The sequence below is a fragment of the Cellulosimicrobium sp. ES-005 genome (genome assembly GCF_040448685.1).
GTDB lineage: Bacteria > Actinomycetota > Actinomycetes > Actinomycetales > Cellulomonadaceae > Cellulosimicrobium > Cellulosimicrobium cellulans_G.
In genome coordinates this window covers 1,033,651-1,048,184 of sequence record NZ_CP159290.1, presented here as the reverse complement: position 1 = coordinate 1,048,184, position 14,534 = coordinate 1,033,651, and the positions used below count along the sequence as shown (strand labels likewise).

Genomic DNA, 14,534 nt, shown 5'->3' with positions numbered 1-14,534 from the left:
CTGCGCTCCGTCCTGGTCGCGCCCCGGCGCCGTGGCGGCGATCGCGGGGCACTCGCGATATATCTCGTCCGTCAGACACGATATATCGCGTGCTCGGCCGAGGCAAGGGGTCGCGTGTGGGACGATGGTGGGCGGACTTGACCCGCCGAGACCGGCGGGGCTCCCCCGATCGTCAGGAGAACATCATGAGCAAGCGCGGACGCAAGCGTCGCAGCCGCAAGGGCAACGCCGCGAACCACGGCAAGCGCCCCAACGCCTGAGACGCGCACCCCTCCGGGGATGGCGAGAGGGTCCGGACCGACGACGTCGGTCCGGACCCTCTCTCGTTCTTCGCCCCCGCGGTGGCCGCGCCTCCGCGGGCGGGCCTCAGCGGGTCTCGACGACCGTCGTCGTCGTGACCATGACCGTGAGCTGCGTGTGGATGCGCTCCCGCAGCCCCGCGGGCGCCTTCTCGTGGCACGAGCGGCGCACGAGCTGCTTGACGAGCTCCTCGACGCTCAGCTCGGCGAGGCACGGCGAGCAGTGCGCGACGTGCGCGCGCATGCGCAGCTCGTCGTCCGGCGTCATCTCCGAGTCGAGGTACTCGTAGAGGTGCGTGAGCGCGTGCTCGCACTCCGACTCGCCCGCGGTCGAGTGCGGGATGGGCGTCACCGACTCCTCGACCGGGCCGCGCCCCGGGATCCGGCTCTCTGACGTGCTCACGACTCACCTCCGGGGGTCTTGGCCCCCACCAGTCCTCGCCTCACGGCGTAGTCGGCCAACAGCTCGCGCAGCTGGCGCCTGCCTCGGTGCAGGCGGGACATGACCGTGCCGATCGGTGTCCCCATGATCTCCGCGATCTCCTTGTAGGGGAAGCCCTCGACGTCCGCGTAGTACACGACCATGCGCCGGTCCTCGGGCAGCTCCTGCAGCGCACGCTTCACGTCCGAGTCCGGCAGCCGGTCGAGCGCCTCCGCCTCGGCGGAGCGCAGCCCCTGCGACGTGTGCGAGGCGGCGCGCGCGATCTGCCAGTCCTCGACGTCGTCCGTCTGCGCCTGCTGCGGCTCGCGCTGCTTCTTGCGGTACGTGTTGATGAACGTGTTCGTGAGGATGCGGTACAGCCACGCCTTGAGGTTCGTGCCCGGCCGGTACTGGTGGAACGCCGCGAACGCCTTCGCGAAGGTCTCCTGCACCAGGTCCTCGGCGTCCGACGGGTTGCGCGTCATGCGCAGCGCCGCGGAGTAGAGCTGGTCGAGGTACTGGAGCGCGTCCTGCTCGAACCGCGCGGCGCGCGCGGCGTCGCTCTCGGTCTGCGGCGCGCGGTTCGTGTCCTCGGCGTCCGTGTCCGTGGGCAGCGCGCCCTCGACCGGCGTCGTCCCCGACGTCGTCGCGGGGCTGCCGGAGACGTCGCTGCCGGAGATTCGCTCTGTCATCAACAACGAGCCTAGTCCCCTGTTCGTCTGGGTGTCCGGTGACGTGACCGGTGCCGACCACGCGGCGGCGAACGCCGCGTCCGCCGTCGGCGCCTCGGGGGTCGACGACACGGCCCGGGCGGCGGGTGCGGGAGTCTCGAGCAGGACGGTCACGAGTGGTGCAACCCGCGGGCGCCCTCGCGCATTCCCGCGGCCCCGGACGGCCCGGCAGCGCGGCGCGCACGCGCGTCGTGGGTGGCGCGGGCGTCCCCCGGAGGGCAGGCTGGGACCGTCCGGCTCACGAAGGAGATCCGATGCTGCTGCGTCACCTCGCGAGGCCCATGCTGGCCTCCTGGTTCGTCTACGACGGCGTCCAGGCCGCCCTCAAGCCCGCCGAGCACGTCCGTGCGGCGCGCAGCGGGGTGGACCTCGTCGAGAAGGGCGCCGGGGTGGACGTGCCGCTGAGCGACCGCCAGGTGGCGACGCTGGTCCGCGCGCACGGCGCGGCCACGGCGGTCGCCGGCCTGTTCCTCGCCGTCGGGAAGGCGCCCCGCACGGCGGCCCTGACCCTCGCCGCGCTCACGGTGCCCCTCGCGGTCGTCAACCAGCCCTTCACCTCGGGCGAGGCGACGCGCGCCGAGCGCACGCGGAAGTTCGTGGCGAACGTCGGCGCGATCGGTGCGGCGCTCATCGCGGGCGCGGACTACGAAGGCCGGCCCGGCGTGCAGTGGCGCCTCGAGAAGGCCCGGCACGACCTCGCGCTCGCCAAGCAGGCGAAGCAGGAGGCCGCGGTCGCGAGCGCGAAGGGGGCCGTGAAGGACGTCTCGGCCTCGGCCCGAGGAGCCGCGAAGGAGGCTCGTCGCTCCGCGAAGAACGCGGCCAAGGAGGCGGGGCGCTCGGCGCGGCGGGCGACGAAGGCCGCCCAGGAGGCGGCCCAGCACGCGGCCGGCCTCGCCGCGGGGGCCGTGCACGACGCCGAGGCGGCGGTCCGGGCGAAGGTCGCCTGACGAGGTCGGGACGCGTCCGCGCGCCGGGACCCTCCGCCGTCGGGCGCGGTCCCTCCACTAGCCTGGAGGCCATGACGACCACGCCCTCCGCCGCGCCCGTGCCCCCCTCCGTCGACGAGGGCTGGGCCGCGCCCACGGCGGGCGGGCCGCTCGACGCGACCGTCGAGGTCCCGGGGTCGAAGTCGCTGACGAACCGGCTGCTCGTGCTGGCCGCGCTCGCCGACGGGCCCGGGACGCTGCGCGGTGCCCTGCGCAGCCGCGACGCGGACCTCATGATCGCCGCCCTGCGTACGCTCGGCGTCGGCGTCGAGGAGGGTGCGTCGCCGAGCGAGCTGCACGTGACCCCCGGTCCGCTGCGCGGTCCCGCGGAGGTCGACTGCGGCCTGGCCGGCACGGTCATGCGCTTCCTCCCGCCGCTCGCGGCGCTCGCCGACGGCACGGTCCGGTTCGACGGCGACGAGGGCGCGCTCGTGCGCCCTATGGGCCCGGTCCTCGCCGCGCTCAGCGCGCTCGAGGTCCCGGTCGAGGGCGACGGCGACGGGCTGCCGACGACGCTCCCCTTCACGATCCGGGGCCGCGGCCGGGTGCGCGGCGGGTCGGTCGACGTCGACGCGTCGGCGTCGAGCCAGTTCGTCTCCGGCCTCCTCCTCGCGGCCGCGCGCTACGACCAGGGGCTCACCGTCCGGCACATCGGCCACACGCTGCCGAGCATGCCCCACATCGAGATGACGGTGGAGGTCCTGCGGGAGGTCGGGGTCGTCGTCGACGACTCCCGGCCCGCGATCTGGCGGGTCGAGCCCGGTCCGATCGCGGCGCGCGACGTGCAGGTCGAGCCGGACCTGTCGAACGCGGCGCCGTTCCTCGCGGCCGCGCTCGTCGCGGGCGGCACCGTGCGCGTCACGGGCTGGCCGACGGCGACGACGCAGCCCGGCGCGATGGTCCCCGAGCTGCTGGAGTCGATGGGCGCGACCGCGTCGCTGGACGGCGACGTGCTGTCCGTGACGGGCACGGGCGAGGTGCGCGGCGTCGACGTGGACCTGCACGCGGCCGGCGAGCTCGCGCCGACGATCGCCGCGCTGGCGGCCCTGGCCGACTCGCCCAGCCGCCTGCGGGGCATCGCGCACCTGCGCGGGCACGAGACCGACCGGCTCGCGGCGCTCGCGACCGAGATCACGCGCCTCGGCGGGCAGGCGGAGGAGACGCGCGACGGCCTGGTCATCACGCCGCGCCCCCTGCACGGCGCGCTGTTCCGCACCTACCACGACCACCGCATGGCGACGTCCGCCGCCGTCATCGGCCTGCGCGTCCCGGGGGTCGGCGTCGAGAACGTCGAGACGACGGCCAAGACGCTGCCCGGGTTCGCGGACATGTGGCAGCGCATGCTCGGCGGCGGGACGGGTCCCGGCGAGGGAGCGGCGGCCCGCTGATGGCCCGCCGCGTCCCGGACGAGTCCGACTTCCGCTCGCGCCCCGGCAAGCGCGGCAGCCGTCCCCGCACCAAGCAGCGGCCCGAGCACGCGGACGCGGTCACGGGGTTCGTCACGGGGGTGGACCGCGGCCGGTACACGCTGCTCGTCGGGCACGACGGCCCGGACGGGGGCGACGCGGCCGGCGAGGACGAGCGCACGGTCCTCGCGATGAAGGCGCGCGAGCTCGGCCGCACGCGGATCGTGTGCGGGGACCGGGTCGACCTCGTCGGGGACGTGACGGGCGACGACGGTTCGCTCGCGCGGATCGTGCGCATCCAGGACCGGTCGTCGGTGCTCCGCCGCACGGCCGACGACACCGACCCCTACGAGCGCGTGATCGTCGCCAACGCCGACCAGCTCGTCGTCGTCACGGCCCTCGCCGAGCCCGAGCCGCGCACGCGCATGATCGACCGCTGCGTCGTCGCCGCGTACGACGCCGGCATGGACGTCCTCCTCTGCCTCACCAAGGCGGACCTGGCCGACCCCGGCCCGCTGCGCGCGCTGTACGAGCCGCTCGGCGTCTCCGTCGTCGTGACGCGGCGTGCGCCCGACGGCCTCGCGCCGGACGGCTGGGCGATCGAGCCGCTCGACGCGGTGCGCGAGGCGCTGGCCGGGCGCACGTCGGTGTTCGTCGGGCACTCGGGCGTCGGCAAGTCGACGCTCGTCAACGCGCTCGTCCCGGACGCGCAGCGCGCGACGGGCCACGTCAACGACGTCACGGGTCGCGGCCGTCACACGTCGACGTCGGCCGTCGCGCTGCGCCTGCCCGGCGGCGGCTGGGTCATCGACACGCCCGGCGTGCGGTCGTTCGGCCTCGCGCACGTGCAGGTCGACCACCTGCTGCACGCGTTCGAGGACCTCGACGCGGTCGCCGCGGACTGCCCGCGCGGGTGCACCCACCTCGACGACGCCCCGGACTGCGCGCTCGACGAGTGGGTCGAGGCCTCGCCCGACGACGAGACCCGCGCGGCCCGCGCCGCACGGCTCGAGTCGTTCCGCCGCGTGCTCGCCTCGCGCTCCGGCGCGGCCTGAGCCCTCGCCAGCGCGGCGCCTCCCCCGCCCGGGCGGGCACCGCTACGGTGTGAGCCATGACGCCCCCCTCGACGCGCGGCTACGACGACGACCTGCGCCTCGCCCACGTGATCGCCGACCAGGTCGACGCGCACACGATGTCGCGCTTCAAGGCGCTCGACCTGCACGTCGAGTCGAAGCCGGACTCGACGCCCGTGAGCGACGCCGACCGCACCGCCGAGGAGATCATCCGCGGCCAGCTCGGCCGGGCGCGCGGTCGCGACGCGATCGTCGGCGAGGAGTACGGCGAGACCGGTCACGGCGCACGGCGCTGGATCGTCGACCCGATCGACGGGACCAAGAACTTCGTGCGCGGGGTGCCCGTGTGGGCGACGCTCATCGCGCTCGCCGACGGGGACGAGGTCGTCGTCGGGCTCGTCTCGGCGCCCGCGCTCGGCCGGCGCTGGTGGGCGGCGAAGGGCACCGGCGCGTGGACCGGGAAGTCGCTCGCGGCCGCCTCGCGGCTGCGGGTGTCGGGCGTCTCGTCCTGGTCCGACGCGTCGCTCGCCTACGCCTCGCTCGACGGCTGGGAGGAGCGCGGCAAGCTCGAACCGTTCCTCGACCTCATGCGCGGTGCCTGGCGCACGCGCGGCTACGGCGACTTCTGGTCGTACATGCTCGTCGCCGAGGGCGCGGTCGACGCCGCGGCCGAGCCCGAGCTGGAGCTCTACGACATGGCCGCGCTCGTCCCCATCGTCACCGAGGCCGGCGGCCGGTTCACGTCGCTGGACGGCGCCGACGGCCCGTGGGGCGGCAACGCCGTCGCGACGAACGGGCTGCTGCACGACGAGGTCCTCGGCCGACTCGGCTGACGCGGACCGCCGCCGGGTCCCGCCCGGCCCCCGGCCGGGCGCGCGACCCGCGCGGCCGTCAGCCGCGCGGCACGTCCTTGAGCTCCGACCAGTCGTACCAGAGCAGGTCGCGCTCGCCCACGCGGTCGATCGCGGCGTCGAGCGCCTCGTCGGCGCCGGGGCCGTCGTCGTCGGCCGCGGCGAGCACCGCCTCCACGTCCTCGACCGCCTCGGGCTCGTCGACGTGGACGCACACGATCGCGACGTCGGGCACGGTCCGCAGGACCTCGACGGCGCTGGGCGCGGGCGCGTCCTCGTCGTCGGAGTCGTCCCCGCCCACGACCTGCACCGCGCCGTCGGGCACCTCGAGCGTCACGACGAGCCGCTGGCGCGGCGCGTCCGGGCGCGCCGCGACGAGCGCGAGCGAGTCGTCCGCCGCCTCGAGCGCGGCCGCGTACTCCAGCCCCTCCTCGTCCTCGTCGGGCAGCGCGCGCGTCAGCGCGGCGGTCACGGCGTGGGCGCCGCGCGGGGCGACGGTCCAGCGGGCGGCGTCGGCGGTCACGGTGACGGCGTCGAGCTCGTCGAGCGTCGCGGGGAGGTAGATGCGCATGGGTTCAGTGTGCCGCCTCCAGCGCGAGTCCGTGCGCCGCACCACGCCCGGGCGGCGCAGCCTCCCGCACGTGCGCGGCGAGGTGCGCGAGGGCGCGGCGGGCAGGGCTCGTGGGCGCGGACTCGGCGAGTGTGCGACCCTCCCGGAGGCCGAGGTCGACCGCGGCGTCCTCGGGCACGACGTGCAGGTCGTCGACGCTCGCGTAGCGGGACATCGCGTCGCGCACCGCGCGCTCCGGCCGGGGGCCGCCGACGCTCGCGCGCACGCGGTTCACCACGACGGTGCGCGCCGCGCCGACGCACGCACCCGTCTCGGCGAGCTCGTCGAGCGCGCGGACGAGCCGCTGGAGCCCGACGGGGTCGCCCGCGCCGACGACGACCACGACGTCCGCCGCCGCGAGCGCGCTCCACGTCGCGTCGTTGCGCTGCGGGGCGCGGGTGTCGTACGTCAGGAGCTCGTCCCGCTCGATCCCGAATCCGCAGTCGACGACCGTCCAGTCGGCGACCGACCGCGCGACCTCCCACACGGCGTCGAGCGACGCCCCGGGCAGCTCCGGCCACCGCGCCGCCCGGGTCAGGCCCGTGAGCACCCGGACCCGCGGCAGGACCGTCGGGGCGAGCGCGAGCAGCCCCGGGGCGTCGAGCGCGCCCTGACCCGCGCTGCGGGCGGCCGCCGCGAGCCCCGGCGACTCGTCGAGCAGGCCGAGGCGCTGGGCGACGCTCCCGCCGTAGGTGTCCGCGTCGACGAGCAGGACCTCCGCGTCGGGCGACGAGGGGACCGTGGCCGGGACCTCCACGTCCTCGGGGCGCCGCTCCCGGCGGGGGCGGCGAGAGCGCCGTGCGGGCGCCGGCCCCGCGAGCTCGACGGCGAGGTTCGTGGCCACCGTCGTGCGACCGGGGGCGCCGGTCGGGCCCCACACGGCGACGGTCCGTCCGAGGCGGTGCTCCGGCCCCGGGTCCGCCGTGGCCCCGCCCGCGACCGACCGGGGGACGCCGGGCGCACCCGGCGCCGCCTCGCGCAGCGGCAGGATCGCACGGACGACGTCGCACAGCGCCTCCGGGGCGGAGTCCAGGTCCACGACCGCGTCGACCCCGAAGGCGCGCAGCCGCCCCTCCTCCCACGTCCCGCCCGGGGCGAGCGCGACGACCCGGACGCCGTGGGCGTGCAGGTCGACGATCGCCTGCCGGTCCAGCGCCGGCAGGTCGCACGACACGACGGCGACCCGGCCCGCGCCCGCCGCGGCGGCGGCGAGCAGCTCGACGAGGTCCGCGCACCGCCGCGTGACCTGGAGCCCCGGAGCGGCGAGCGTCGTGACCACCTCGGCCTCGCGCGCGCCCCGGACGGCGCACAGGACGGTCGCGACCGTGGTCGCGCCGCTCATCCCGCACCCCCGACCGGGACGAGCGCGATCGTCCCGTCCCCGGCCACCGCCGCGAGCACGGCCGGGAGGTCGTCGACCCCGACGAGGAGGTGGACCGTCGTCGGCCCGCCCACGACGAGCGTCCCCTCGCCCTCGTCGACCTGCGCGACGGTGACGCCGCTGACGAGCAGCGCGGGCTGCGGCGCCTCGTCTCCCGCAGCGGCACCCGGCTCGGCGGCGGCCGTCGGTCCGGGCGCCTCGGGGACGTACCAGACGTCGACCGCCGCGCCGGCGACGATCCGCTCCGAGAGACCCGTCGTCACCGGGACCGCGACCGCGCGCACCGTGAGGTCGGCCGCCGTACCGAGCGACGACGCGGGGACCAGCTCGCCCTCGGCGACGGTCCGCAGGACGACGGCCTCGTCCGGGAGCCCGTCCGCCACGAGCAGGTAGCGGTCCGTCTGCGCGCCGAGCCGCACCTCGACCGTCCTCAGGTCCGCCGCGGTCACGGCGGTCCCGGGGGTCAGCGCCGCCCCGGCCGCGTAGACGGTCACGGTCCGGCTCGCGGTGCTCACGGCCCACGACCCCAGGGCCACGGACAGCGCGACCACGACGATCCCCACGAGGAGCCGCGGGTCCTTCCAGCCGGGTCGCCTCAGGCGCGCGACGGGCCGTGGTGCGGGCTCGGCCCGCACGGGTCGTTCCGTGGTCGTCGTCATCGATCTCCCCCTCGGTGGTCCGGCACGTCAGCCGTGCCGCGGCTCCATGATCCCCGGTCCGCGGCGCGCGCGGCAGGCCCTGTGGACGAGCGCCGTGCCGCGGCGCGCGCGTGCCAGACTGACGCCATGGCCCAGCGGTTCCTCACCCTCGCCGACGTCACGGACGAGCTCAACATCTCCGCGGCGCAGGCGTACGCGCTCGTCCGCTCCGGGGAGCTCCCCGCGATCCAGGTGGGTGGCCGGGGGCAGTGGCGCGTCGAGGTCAGCGAGCTCGAGGCCTACATCCAGCGGATGTACGCCCAGACGCGCCAGCGCATCGAGGCCGGCGACTTCGACGGCTGACCGACCGGCGCGGCCTCGACCTGAGCCGACCTGCGCGGACACCGCCGCGAGTCTCACACGCTCCCCCTGCACGCTCGTCATCGCGGGACGAACCCCGGCTCCGACTCGCTCACGCACAGGACGGCGGACCAGGGCACGACCCGCGAGCCGTGCCCACCGCCCGGGGCGACCTCCAGGTCGACGTGGTCCTTGCCGACGCGCGCGACCCAGCCGGGGTACGTCCCGGCAGGGGTGCGCACCTGGACGGGTCGTCGGTCGCGCATCAGCGCGCGCAGGGCGTGGCCGAGGCCGAGCCGTGCCGACCGGGTCGAGGGTGCCGGCTGCGCGTGGCGGCCGAGGCCCTGGACGGCGGCGATCGCCACGGTCGGGACGAGGTGCTGGCGCCGGGCCTCGCCCACGAGCACCCACTCCTCCGCCGCCTCGCGCAGCTCGCCGGTGACGGCGGACCCGTCGCGCAGCTCGAGCGTGACGGTGCCGGGCGTGCCGCGCAGCCGCTCGACGAGCGTGATCGTCGCGTGCTCCGCGCGCGTGAGGTCGGCGACGGCCGCGGCCCGGTCCTGGGTCTCCGCGGCCGCGAGCTGTGCCGCGAGGTCGTCGAAGAGGGCGTCCCATCGCACCGGGACACCGTAGCGGTCCACCGCGCCGGCGCCGCGCGCCGTGTCCACATCACGAGAAGTCCCTCTGGACAGGTGGGCCGGGTCACGCTTAGATCGATCCGTCGCGATCAAACGACATCAAACGACATCAACAGCCGTCCTCGACGGACGGCCACGCAGGGGGCACACCGATGGACCGTCGCACCGCCGTACCCGCACGAGCCGGAGGCGTCGGCGTCCTCCTCGCGCTCCTCCTCGTCATGAGCGGCGCCGTGACGGTGCTCGCGCTGCGCGCCGCGCACCTCGTGAGCACGCTCTCCGGCACCCGCCCGGAGCCCTTCGTGGAGCTTCTCGCCGTGGCCCTCGGGGCCGTGGCGGCCACCTGGGTCGGCATCAGCGCGCTGGTCGGGCTGGGATGCGTGGTCGTGCGCGCCCTGGGCAGCTCGTGGGGCGCCGGGGAACGGCTCGTGCTGCGCGTGGCGCCGGCCGTCGTCCGCCGGGCCGTGCGGGCAGGTGTGGGGCTGACCGTCGGCGCGGGCCTGGTCCTCGCCGGGGGGACGGCGCAGGCCGCCACCACGCCGGACGCCGACCCCGGCGTCGTGGCGGTCGACCTGGGCTGGCAGACCTCGGCGCCAGCGACCGCACCGGTCGGGCCCGCGCAGCCTGCTCCCCTGCCGACGGCCGCGTCGGCACCCGACGCGCCGCACGCCCCCTCCGCGCCCCCGACGGCCGCCGAACGGCCCGAGCCGGTCCACTCCACCCCGGCCGCGCAGCCGTCCGGCTCCGAGGCCACCGCGCCGACGGCTTCCCCGGACGCGCCGGATGCGCCGGGCGCCGTCCCGAGCATGCCGTCGGCCCCGGACCCGGCGGGCGCGACCGGCCCCGGCACCGCGGCGCCGGACGCCTCGGTCCCCGCACGCGCACCGGAGGCCCGGAGCGCCGCGACCGAGCAGCGCGACGCCGCGCTCGCGGTCGTGCGGGACGTCGCCCCGGACGAGCCGCGCGAGGTCGTCGTCGTGCGCGGCGACTCGCTCTGGTCGATCGCCGCACGCCACCTGCCGGACGGCGCGACCGACGCGCAGGTCGCCGACGCGGTGCAGCGCTGGTACGCCGCGAACGTCGAGGTCGTCGGCGACGACCCCGACCTCGTCCGCCCCGGCCAGGTGCTCGTCGCACCGAGCGCCTGACGACCGCCTGCCACGAAGGAGCCCGACCGTGACCGCTCCCCTGCTGACCACCGCGGACGTCCAGCTCGCGACCGACGTCGCCGCCCCGTCGCACCGCCGGGCCGCCCCCGCCCCGCCCGAACGGCCCGCGCGCCCCGCCCGCTCCACGAGCGTCCCCGCGGACCCGCCCGCTCGCTTGCTGCGGTGCGTCGGCGATCGCGCCGTCCCGACCGTGGACCTGCGCGACATCGCGAGCGCGCGGGCACCGCAGCACGTCGTGCGGGGACGTCCTCTCGCGCCGCCGACGGCGCCGCTCCCGCTCCCCGACCCGACGGCCCTGTGCTGCGCGGTCGTGCGCGCCGCCGTCGAGGTCGTCCGCGGCGAGCGCACCGTGGGACAGCTCGCGCGGTGGGTGTCCCCCGAGATCTACGAGACGCTCGCCCGACGGTCGCGCCTCGTCGCCGACGGCCCGCGCCCCACGACGACCCGGCCCGTCACCGTGCGCCGCGCCCGGGTGCTGCGGATCGGCGACGGCGTCGCCGAGGGCACCGTCGTGGTCGAGGACGGTGACCGCGTGCGGGCCGCCGCGGCGCGGCTCGAGGCGCGCCGCGGCACGTGGCGCGTCGTCGCCCTCGAGATCGGGTGACCGACCGTCGCCCGAGACGACGGCGGGGCGCGCCACCCCCGGTGGCACGCCCCGCCGTCGTCGCTCCCGTCTCGGCGCAGGCCGGACGGGCGCGGATCACTCCTCGTTCTGGCCGTGGCAGACCTTGTACTTCTTGCCCGAGCCGCACGGGCACTGCGCGTTGCGCGGCGTCCCGGGGAACGTGCGGCCGTCGCTCTCGATCGCGCTCGCCTCGCCGTGCAGCGCCCGGCGTGACCGCCGGCTGGCGTCACCCGAGACGACGGCCTGGCCGGTGCCGTCCTCGCTCGGCGCGCTGTAGGAGAGCGGCACCTGGCGGTCGGGGCCGTCGAGACCCTTCGCGATGAGCGTCCCCGGGCGGTCGCCGCTCGGGCCTCCGAACGCCGCCGGGGTCGCGACCGGGACGGGCTCCGCCTCGACCGGAGCGTCCTGCGCCGGGGCGTCGTCCGTCGCGGGTGCGCCCTCGGCGAGAGCGTCCGCCACGGGGGCGTCCTGCGCCGGAGCGGCGGCCTGCTGGGCTGCTGCCGCGAGACCCGCCGCGGCACCGGCCGAGGCCGCGCCGGCCGCCCCGCCGAGCGCCTGGCCGGCCGCCGACTGCGCGGCCTGCGCCGCGTCCGCGACCGAGATCGCCGGCGCCTGGCCCGGGGCGGCGCCCGGCTCGGCGACCTTGACCTCGAGGTTGAAGAGGTACCCGACCGTCTCCTCCTTGATGGCCTCGGTCATCGCCTGGAAGAGCTGGAAGCCCTCGCGCTGGTACTCGACGAGCGGGTCGCGCTGCGCCATCGCGCGCAGGCCGATGCCCTCCTTGAGGTAGTCCATCTCGTAGAGGTGCTCGCGCCACTTGCGGTCCAGGACCGAGAGCGTCACGCGCCGCTCGAGCTGGCGCATGTTCGCCGCGCCGAGCTGCTCCTCGCGGTTCTGGTAGGCGATGCGGGCGTCCGAGAGGATCTCCTCGAGCAGCAGGTCCTGCGACAGCCGGGTCGCCCCGCCCGCCTGCTCGACGACCTCGTCCGGCTCGATCGAGATGGGGAAGACGGCCTTGAGCGCGGTCCACAGGCCGTCCAGGTCCCAGTGCTCCGGGTTGCCCTCGGCCGTCGCGCCCTCGACGTACGCCGTGACGACGTCGGTGAGGAAGTGCTGCACCTGCTCCTGCAGGTCCTCGCCCTCGAGCACGCGGCGGCGCTCGTCGTAGATGACGGTGCGCTGGCGCGACAGGACGTCGTCGTACTTGAGCACGTTCTTGCGGATCTCGAAGTTGCGCGACTCGACCTGGCCCTGCGCGCTCGCGATGCCGCGCGTGACCATCTTCGACTCGAGCGGCACGTCGTCGGGGAACCCGGCGCGGTTCATCATCGACTCGGCCAGGGTCGAGTTGAACAGGCGCATGAGGTCGTCCTGCATCGACAGGTAGAAGCGGGACTCGCCCGGGTCGCCCTGACGGCCGGAACGACCGCGGAGCTGGTTGTCGATGCGGCGCGACTCGTGACGCTCGGTGCCGAGCACGTAGAGGCCGCCGAGCTCGCGGACCTCGTCGTGCTCCGCCGCGACCGCGGCCTTCGCCTTCTCCAGCGCGTCGGGCCAGGCCGCCTCGTACTCCTCCGGGTTCTCCGCGGCGTCGAGGCCGCGCGCCGCGAGGTCCGCGACCGCCATGAACTCGGCGTTGCCGCCGAGCATGATGTCGGTTCCACGACCGGCCATGTTCGTCGCGACCGTCACGGCGCCCTTGCGGCCCGCGAGGGCGACGATCGAGGCCTCGCGCTCGTGCTGCTTCGCGTTGAGGACCTCGTGCGGCACGCCCTGCTTCTTGAGCTTGGACGACAGCAGCTCGGACTTCTCGACGCTCGTCGTGCCGACGAGCACCGGCTGGCCCTGCGCGTGCCGCTCGACGATGTCCGCGACGACCGCGTCGAACTTGCCCTCCTCGTTCTTGTACACGAGGTCGGGCTGGTCGACGCGCTGCATCGGCCGGTTCGTCGGGATCGGCACGACGCCCAGCTTGTACGTGCCCTGGAACTCGGCCGCCTCCGTGTCCGCGGTACCGGTCATGCCCGAGAGCTTGGAGTACAGGCGGAAGTAGTTCTGGAGCGTGATCGTGGCGAGCGTCTGGTTCTCCGCCTTGATCTGCACGCCCTCCTTGGCCTCGATGGCCTGGTGCATGCCCTCGTTGTACCGGCGGCCGGGCAGGATGCGCCCGGTGTGCTCGTCGACGATCATGACCTCGCCGTTGAGCACCACGTAGTCCTTGTCGCGCTTGAAGAGCTCCTTCGCCTTGATGGCGTTGTTGAGGAACCCGATGAGCGGCGTGTTGAGGGACTCGTAGAGGTTGTCGATGCCGAGGTAGTCCTCGACCTTCTCGATGCCCGGCTCGAGCACGCCGACCGTGCGCTTCTTCTCGTCGACCTCGTAGTCCGAGCCCGGGCTCAGGCGGCGCACGACCTTCGCGAACTCGCCGAACCAGCGGTTCGTGTCGCCCGACGCTGGACCGGAGATGATGAGCGGCGTGCGCGCCTCGTCGATGAGGATCGAGTCGACCTCGTCGACGATCGCGAAGTGGTGGCCGCGCTGCACGAGGTCGTCCGTGGACCACGCCATGTTGTCGCGCAGGTAGTCGAAGCCGAACTCGTTGTTCGTGCCGTACGTGATGTCCGCGGCGTACTCCTGGCGGCGCTGCGCGGGCGTCTGGCCGGACAGGATGACGCCGGTCGTCAGGCCCAGGAAGCGGTAGACGCGGCCCATGAGCTCGCTCTGGTACTTCGCCAGGTAGTCGTTCACCGTGACGACGTGGACGCCCTTGCCCTCGAGCGCGTTGAGGTACGCGGCCGTGGTCGCGACGAGCGTCTTGCCCTCACCGGTCTTCATCTCGGCGATGTTGCCGAGGTGCAGCGCCGCGCCGCCCATGAGCTGGACGTCGAAGTGCCGCTGGCCGAGCGTGCGGCGCGAGGCCTCGCGCACCGCGGCGAACGCCTCGGGGAGCAGGTCGTCGAGGGTCTCGCCGGCCGCGAGGCGCGCCTTGAAGCGGTCGGTCTCCTCCCGCAGCTCCTCGTCGGTGAGATCCTCGAAGCCCGGCTCGAGCTTGTTGACCTGGTCGGCGAAGCCGGACAGCTTCTTGAGGATCCGGCCCTCGCCGATGCGAAGGACCTTGTCGAGGATCGAAGGCACGCAGGACTCCCGTATCGATCGGTGCCCGGGCCGGGTGGTCCGGGAGCAGCGCCGACGCTCTCCCGCGCGGGCGCGCACGGCAGCGGACGTCGGCAACGTCACACAACATCGTAGGCGAGTCGGAGCGACGTCGGACCCGCCCGGGTTTCGCCGACGACGAACCTCGCCGGCGAGACCCGCGCCAGCCTACGACGGCACGGGTCCCTCCGGC

Annotated in this window: 15 protein-coding genes; 8 read left to right on the top strand and 7 right to left on the bottom strand. The window is 75.5% G+C overall.

Features of this window, described 5'->3' with window-relative positions:
• The first annotated feature begins 137 nt into the window (after positions 1–137).
• Positions 138–260: a hypothetical protein gene (locus ABRQ22_RS04525; protein WP_290445366.1), complete on the top strand. Its 123-nt coding sequence runs from the start codon at positions 138–140 to the stop codon at positions 258–260.
• A 106-nt stretch (positions 261–366) separates the two neighbouring features.
• Here the strand turns inward: ABRQ22_RS04525 and rsrA are convergent, their stop codons facing one another.
• Together rsrA and ABRQ22_RS04515 are read right to left on the bottom strand one after the other, a co-directional pair.
• On the bottom strand, positions 367–702 hold the full coding sequence (gene rsrA / locus ABRQ22_RS04520; RefSeq protein ID WP_244286228.1) for a mycothiol system anti-sigma-R factor: 336 nt from the start codon (positions 700–702) through the stop codon (positions 367–369).
• Positions 699–1,412 (bottom strand): sigma-70 family RNA polymerase sigma factor, encoded by a 714-nt coding sequence (locus ABRQ22_RS04515; protein ID WP_253053289.1) that lies wholly within the window; start codon positions 1,410–1,412, stop codon positions 699–701. The genes rsrA and ABRQ22_RS04515 overlap by 4 nt, the downstream gene beginning before the upstream one ends.
• A gap of 293 nt (positions 1,413–1,705) precedes the next feature.
• Between ABRQ22_RS04515 and ABRQ22_RS04510 the strand changes: the two genes are divergently transcribed.
• The 4 genes from ABRQ22_RS04510 (at position 1,706) to hisN (ending at position 5,749) form a co-directional block, all read left to right on the top strand.
• Positions 1,706–2,398 carry a DoxX family membrane protein gene (locus ABRQ22_RS04510; protein ID WP_253053287.1) on the top strand — a complete coding sequence of 231 codons (693 nt, stop codon included), beginning with the start codon at positions 1,706–1,708 and terminating at the stop codon, positions 2,396–2,398.
• Between the two features lie 71 nt (positions 2,399–2,469).
• Positions 2,470–3,825 (top strand): 3-phosphoshikimate 1-carboxyvinyltransferase, encoded by a 1,356-nt coding sequence (gene aroA, locus ABRQ22_RS04505; protein ID WP_353708728.1) that lies wholly within the window; start codon positions 2,470–2,472, stop codon positions 3,823–3,825.
• Positions 3,825–4,898 carry a ribosome small subunit-dependent GTPase A gene (gene rsgA / locus ABRQ22_RS04500; RefSeq protein ID WP_253053283.1) on the top strand — a complete coding sequence of 358 codons (1,074 nt, stop codon included), beginning with the start codon at positions 3,825–3,827 and terminating at the stop codon, positions 4,896–4,898. The genes aroA and rsgA overlap by 1 nt, the downstream gene beginning before the upstream one ends.
• A 56-nt stretch (positions 4,899–4,954) precedes the next feature.
• Positions 4,955–5,749: a histidinol-phosphatase gene (gene hisN, locus ABRQ22_RS04495; protein WP_353708727.1), complete on the top strand. Its 795-nt coding sequence runs from the start codon at positions 4,955–4,957 to the stop codon at positions 5,747–5,749.
• A gap of 58 nt (positions 5,750–5,807) precedes the next feature.
• Here the strand turns inward: hisN and ABRQ22_RS04490 are convergent, their stop codons facing one another.
• From ABRQ22_RS04490 to ABRQ22_RS04480, 3 genes are read right to left on the bottom strand one after another with little or no spacing between them, the layout of a single operon-like run.
• On the bottom strand, positions 5,808–6,338 hold the full coding sequence (locus ABRQ22_RS04490) for a hypothetical protein (RefSeq protein WP_253053279.1): 531 nt from the start codon (positions 6,336–6,338) through the stop codon (positions 5,808–5,810).
• Positions 6,339–6,342: 4 nt separating this feature from the next.
• Positions 6,343–7,719, bottom strand: a complete 1,377-nt coding sequence (locus tag ABRQ22_RS04485) for a hypothetical protein (RefSeq protein WP_353708726.1) — start codon at positions 7,717–7,719, stop codon at positions 6,343–6,345.
• Complete coding sequence (locus tag ABRQ22_RS04480; protein WP_353708725.1) at positions 7,716–8,417, bottom strand: hypothetical protein; 702 nt, start codon at positions 8,415–8,417, stop codon at positions 7,716–7,718. Before ABRQ22_RS04480 ends, ABRQ22_RS04485 begins: the two co-directional genes overlap by 4 nt.
• 126 nt (positions 8,418–8,543) lie before the next feature.
• Between ABRQ22_RS04480 and ABRQ22_RS04475 the strand changes: the two genes are divergently transcribed.
• Positions 8,544–8,759, top strand: coding sequence for a helix-turn-helix domain-containing protein (locus ABRQ22_RS04475; RefSeq protein WP_087472469.1), 216 nt, complete (start codon positions 8,544–8,546; stop codon positions 8,757–8,759).
• Positions 8,760–8,836: 77 nt separating this feature from the next.
• On the opposite strand, the gene ABRQ22_RS04470 is transcribed toward ABRQ22_RS04475, so the two are convergent.
• Positions 8,837–9,376, bottom strand: a complete 540-nt coding sequence (locus ABRQ22_RS04470; protein WP_253053273.1) for a hypothetical protein — start codon at positions 9,374–9,376, stop codon at positions 8,837–8,839.
• A 170-nt stretch (positions 9,377–9,546) separates the two neighbouring features.
• Here ABRQ22_RS04470 and ABRQ22_RS04465 point away from each other — a divergent pair, with 170 nt between their 5' ends.
• On the top strand, positions 9,547–10,542 hold the full coding sequence (locus tag ABRQ22_RS04465; protein WP_353708724.1) for a LysM peptidoglycan-binding domain-containing protein: 996 nt from the start codon (positions 9,547–9,549) through the stop codon (positions 10,540–10,542).
• A gap of 28 nt (positions 10,543–10,570) precedes the next feature.
• Positions 10,571–11,167, top strand: coding sequence for an Rv3235 family protein (locus tag ABRQ22_RS04460; protein ID WP_353708723.1), 597 nt, complete (start codon positions 10,571–10,573; stop codon positions 11,165–11,167).
• Between the two features lie 96 nt (positions 11,168–11,263).
• Here the strand turns inward: ABRQ22_RS04460 and secA are convergent, their stop codons facing one another.
• Positions 11,264–14,323, bottom strand: a complete 3,060-nt coding sequence (gene secA, locus ABRQ22_RS04455) for a preprotein translocase subunit SecA (RefSeq protein WP_353708722.1) — start codon at positions 14,321–14,323, stop codon at positions 11,264–11,266.
• Between the last annotated feature and the right edge of the window lie 211 nt (positions 14,324–14,534).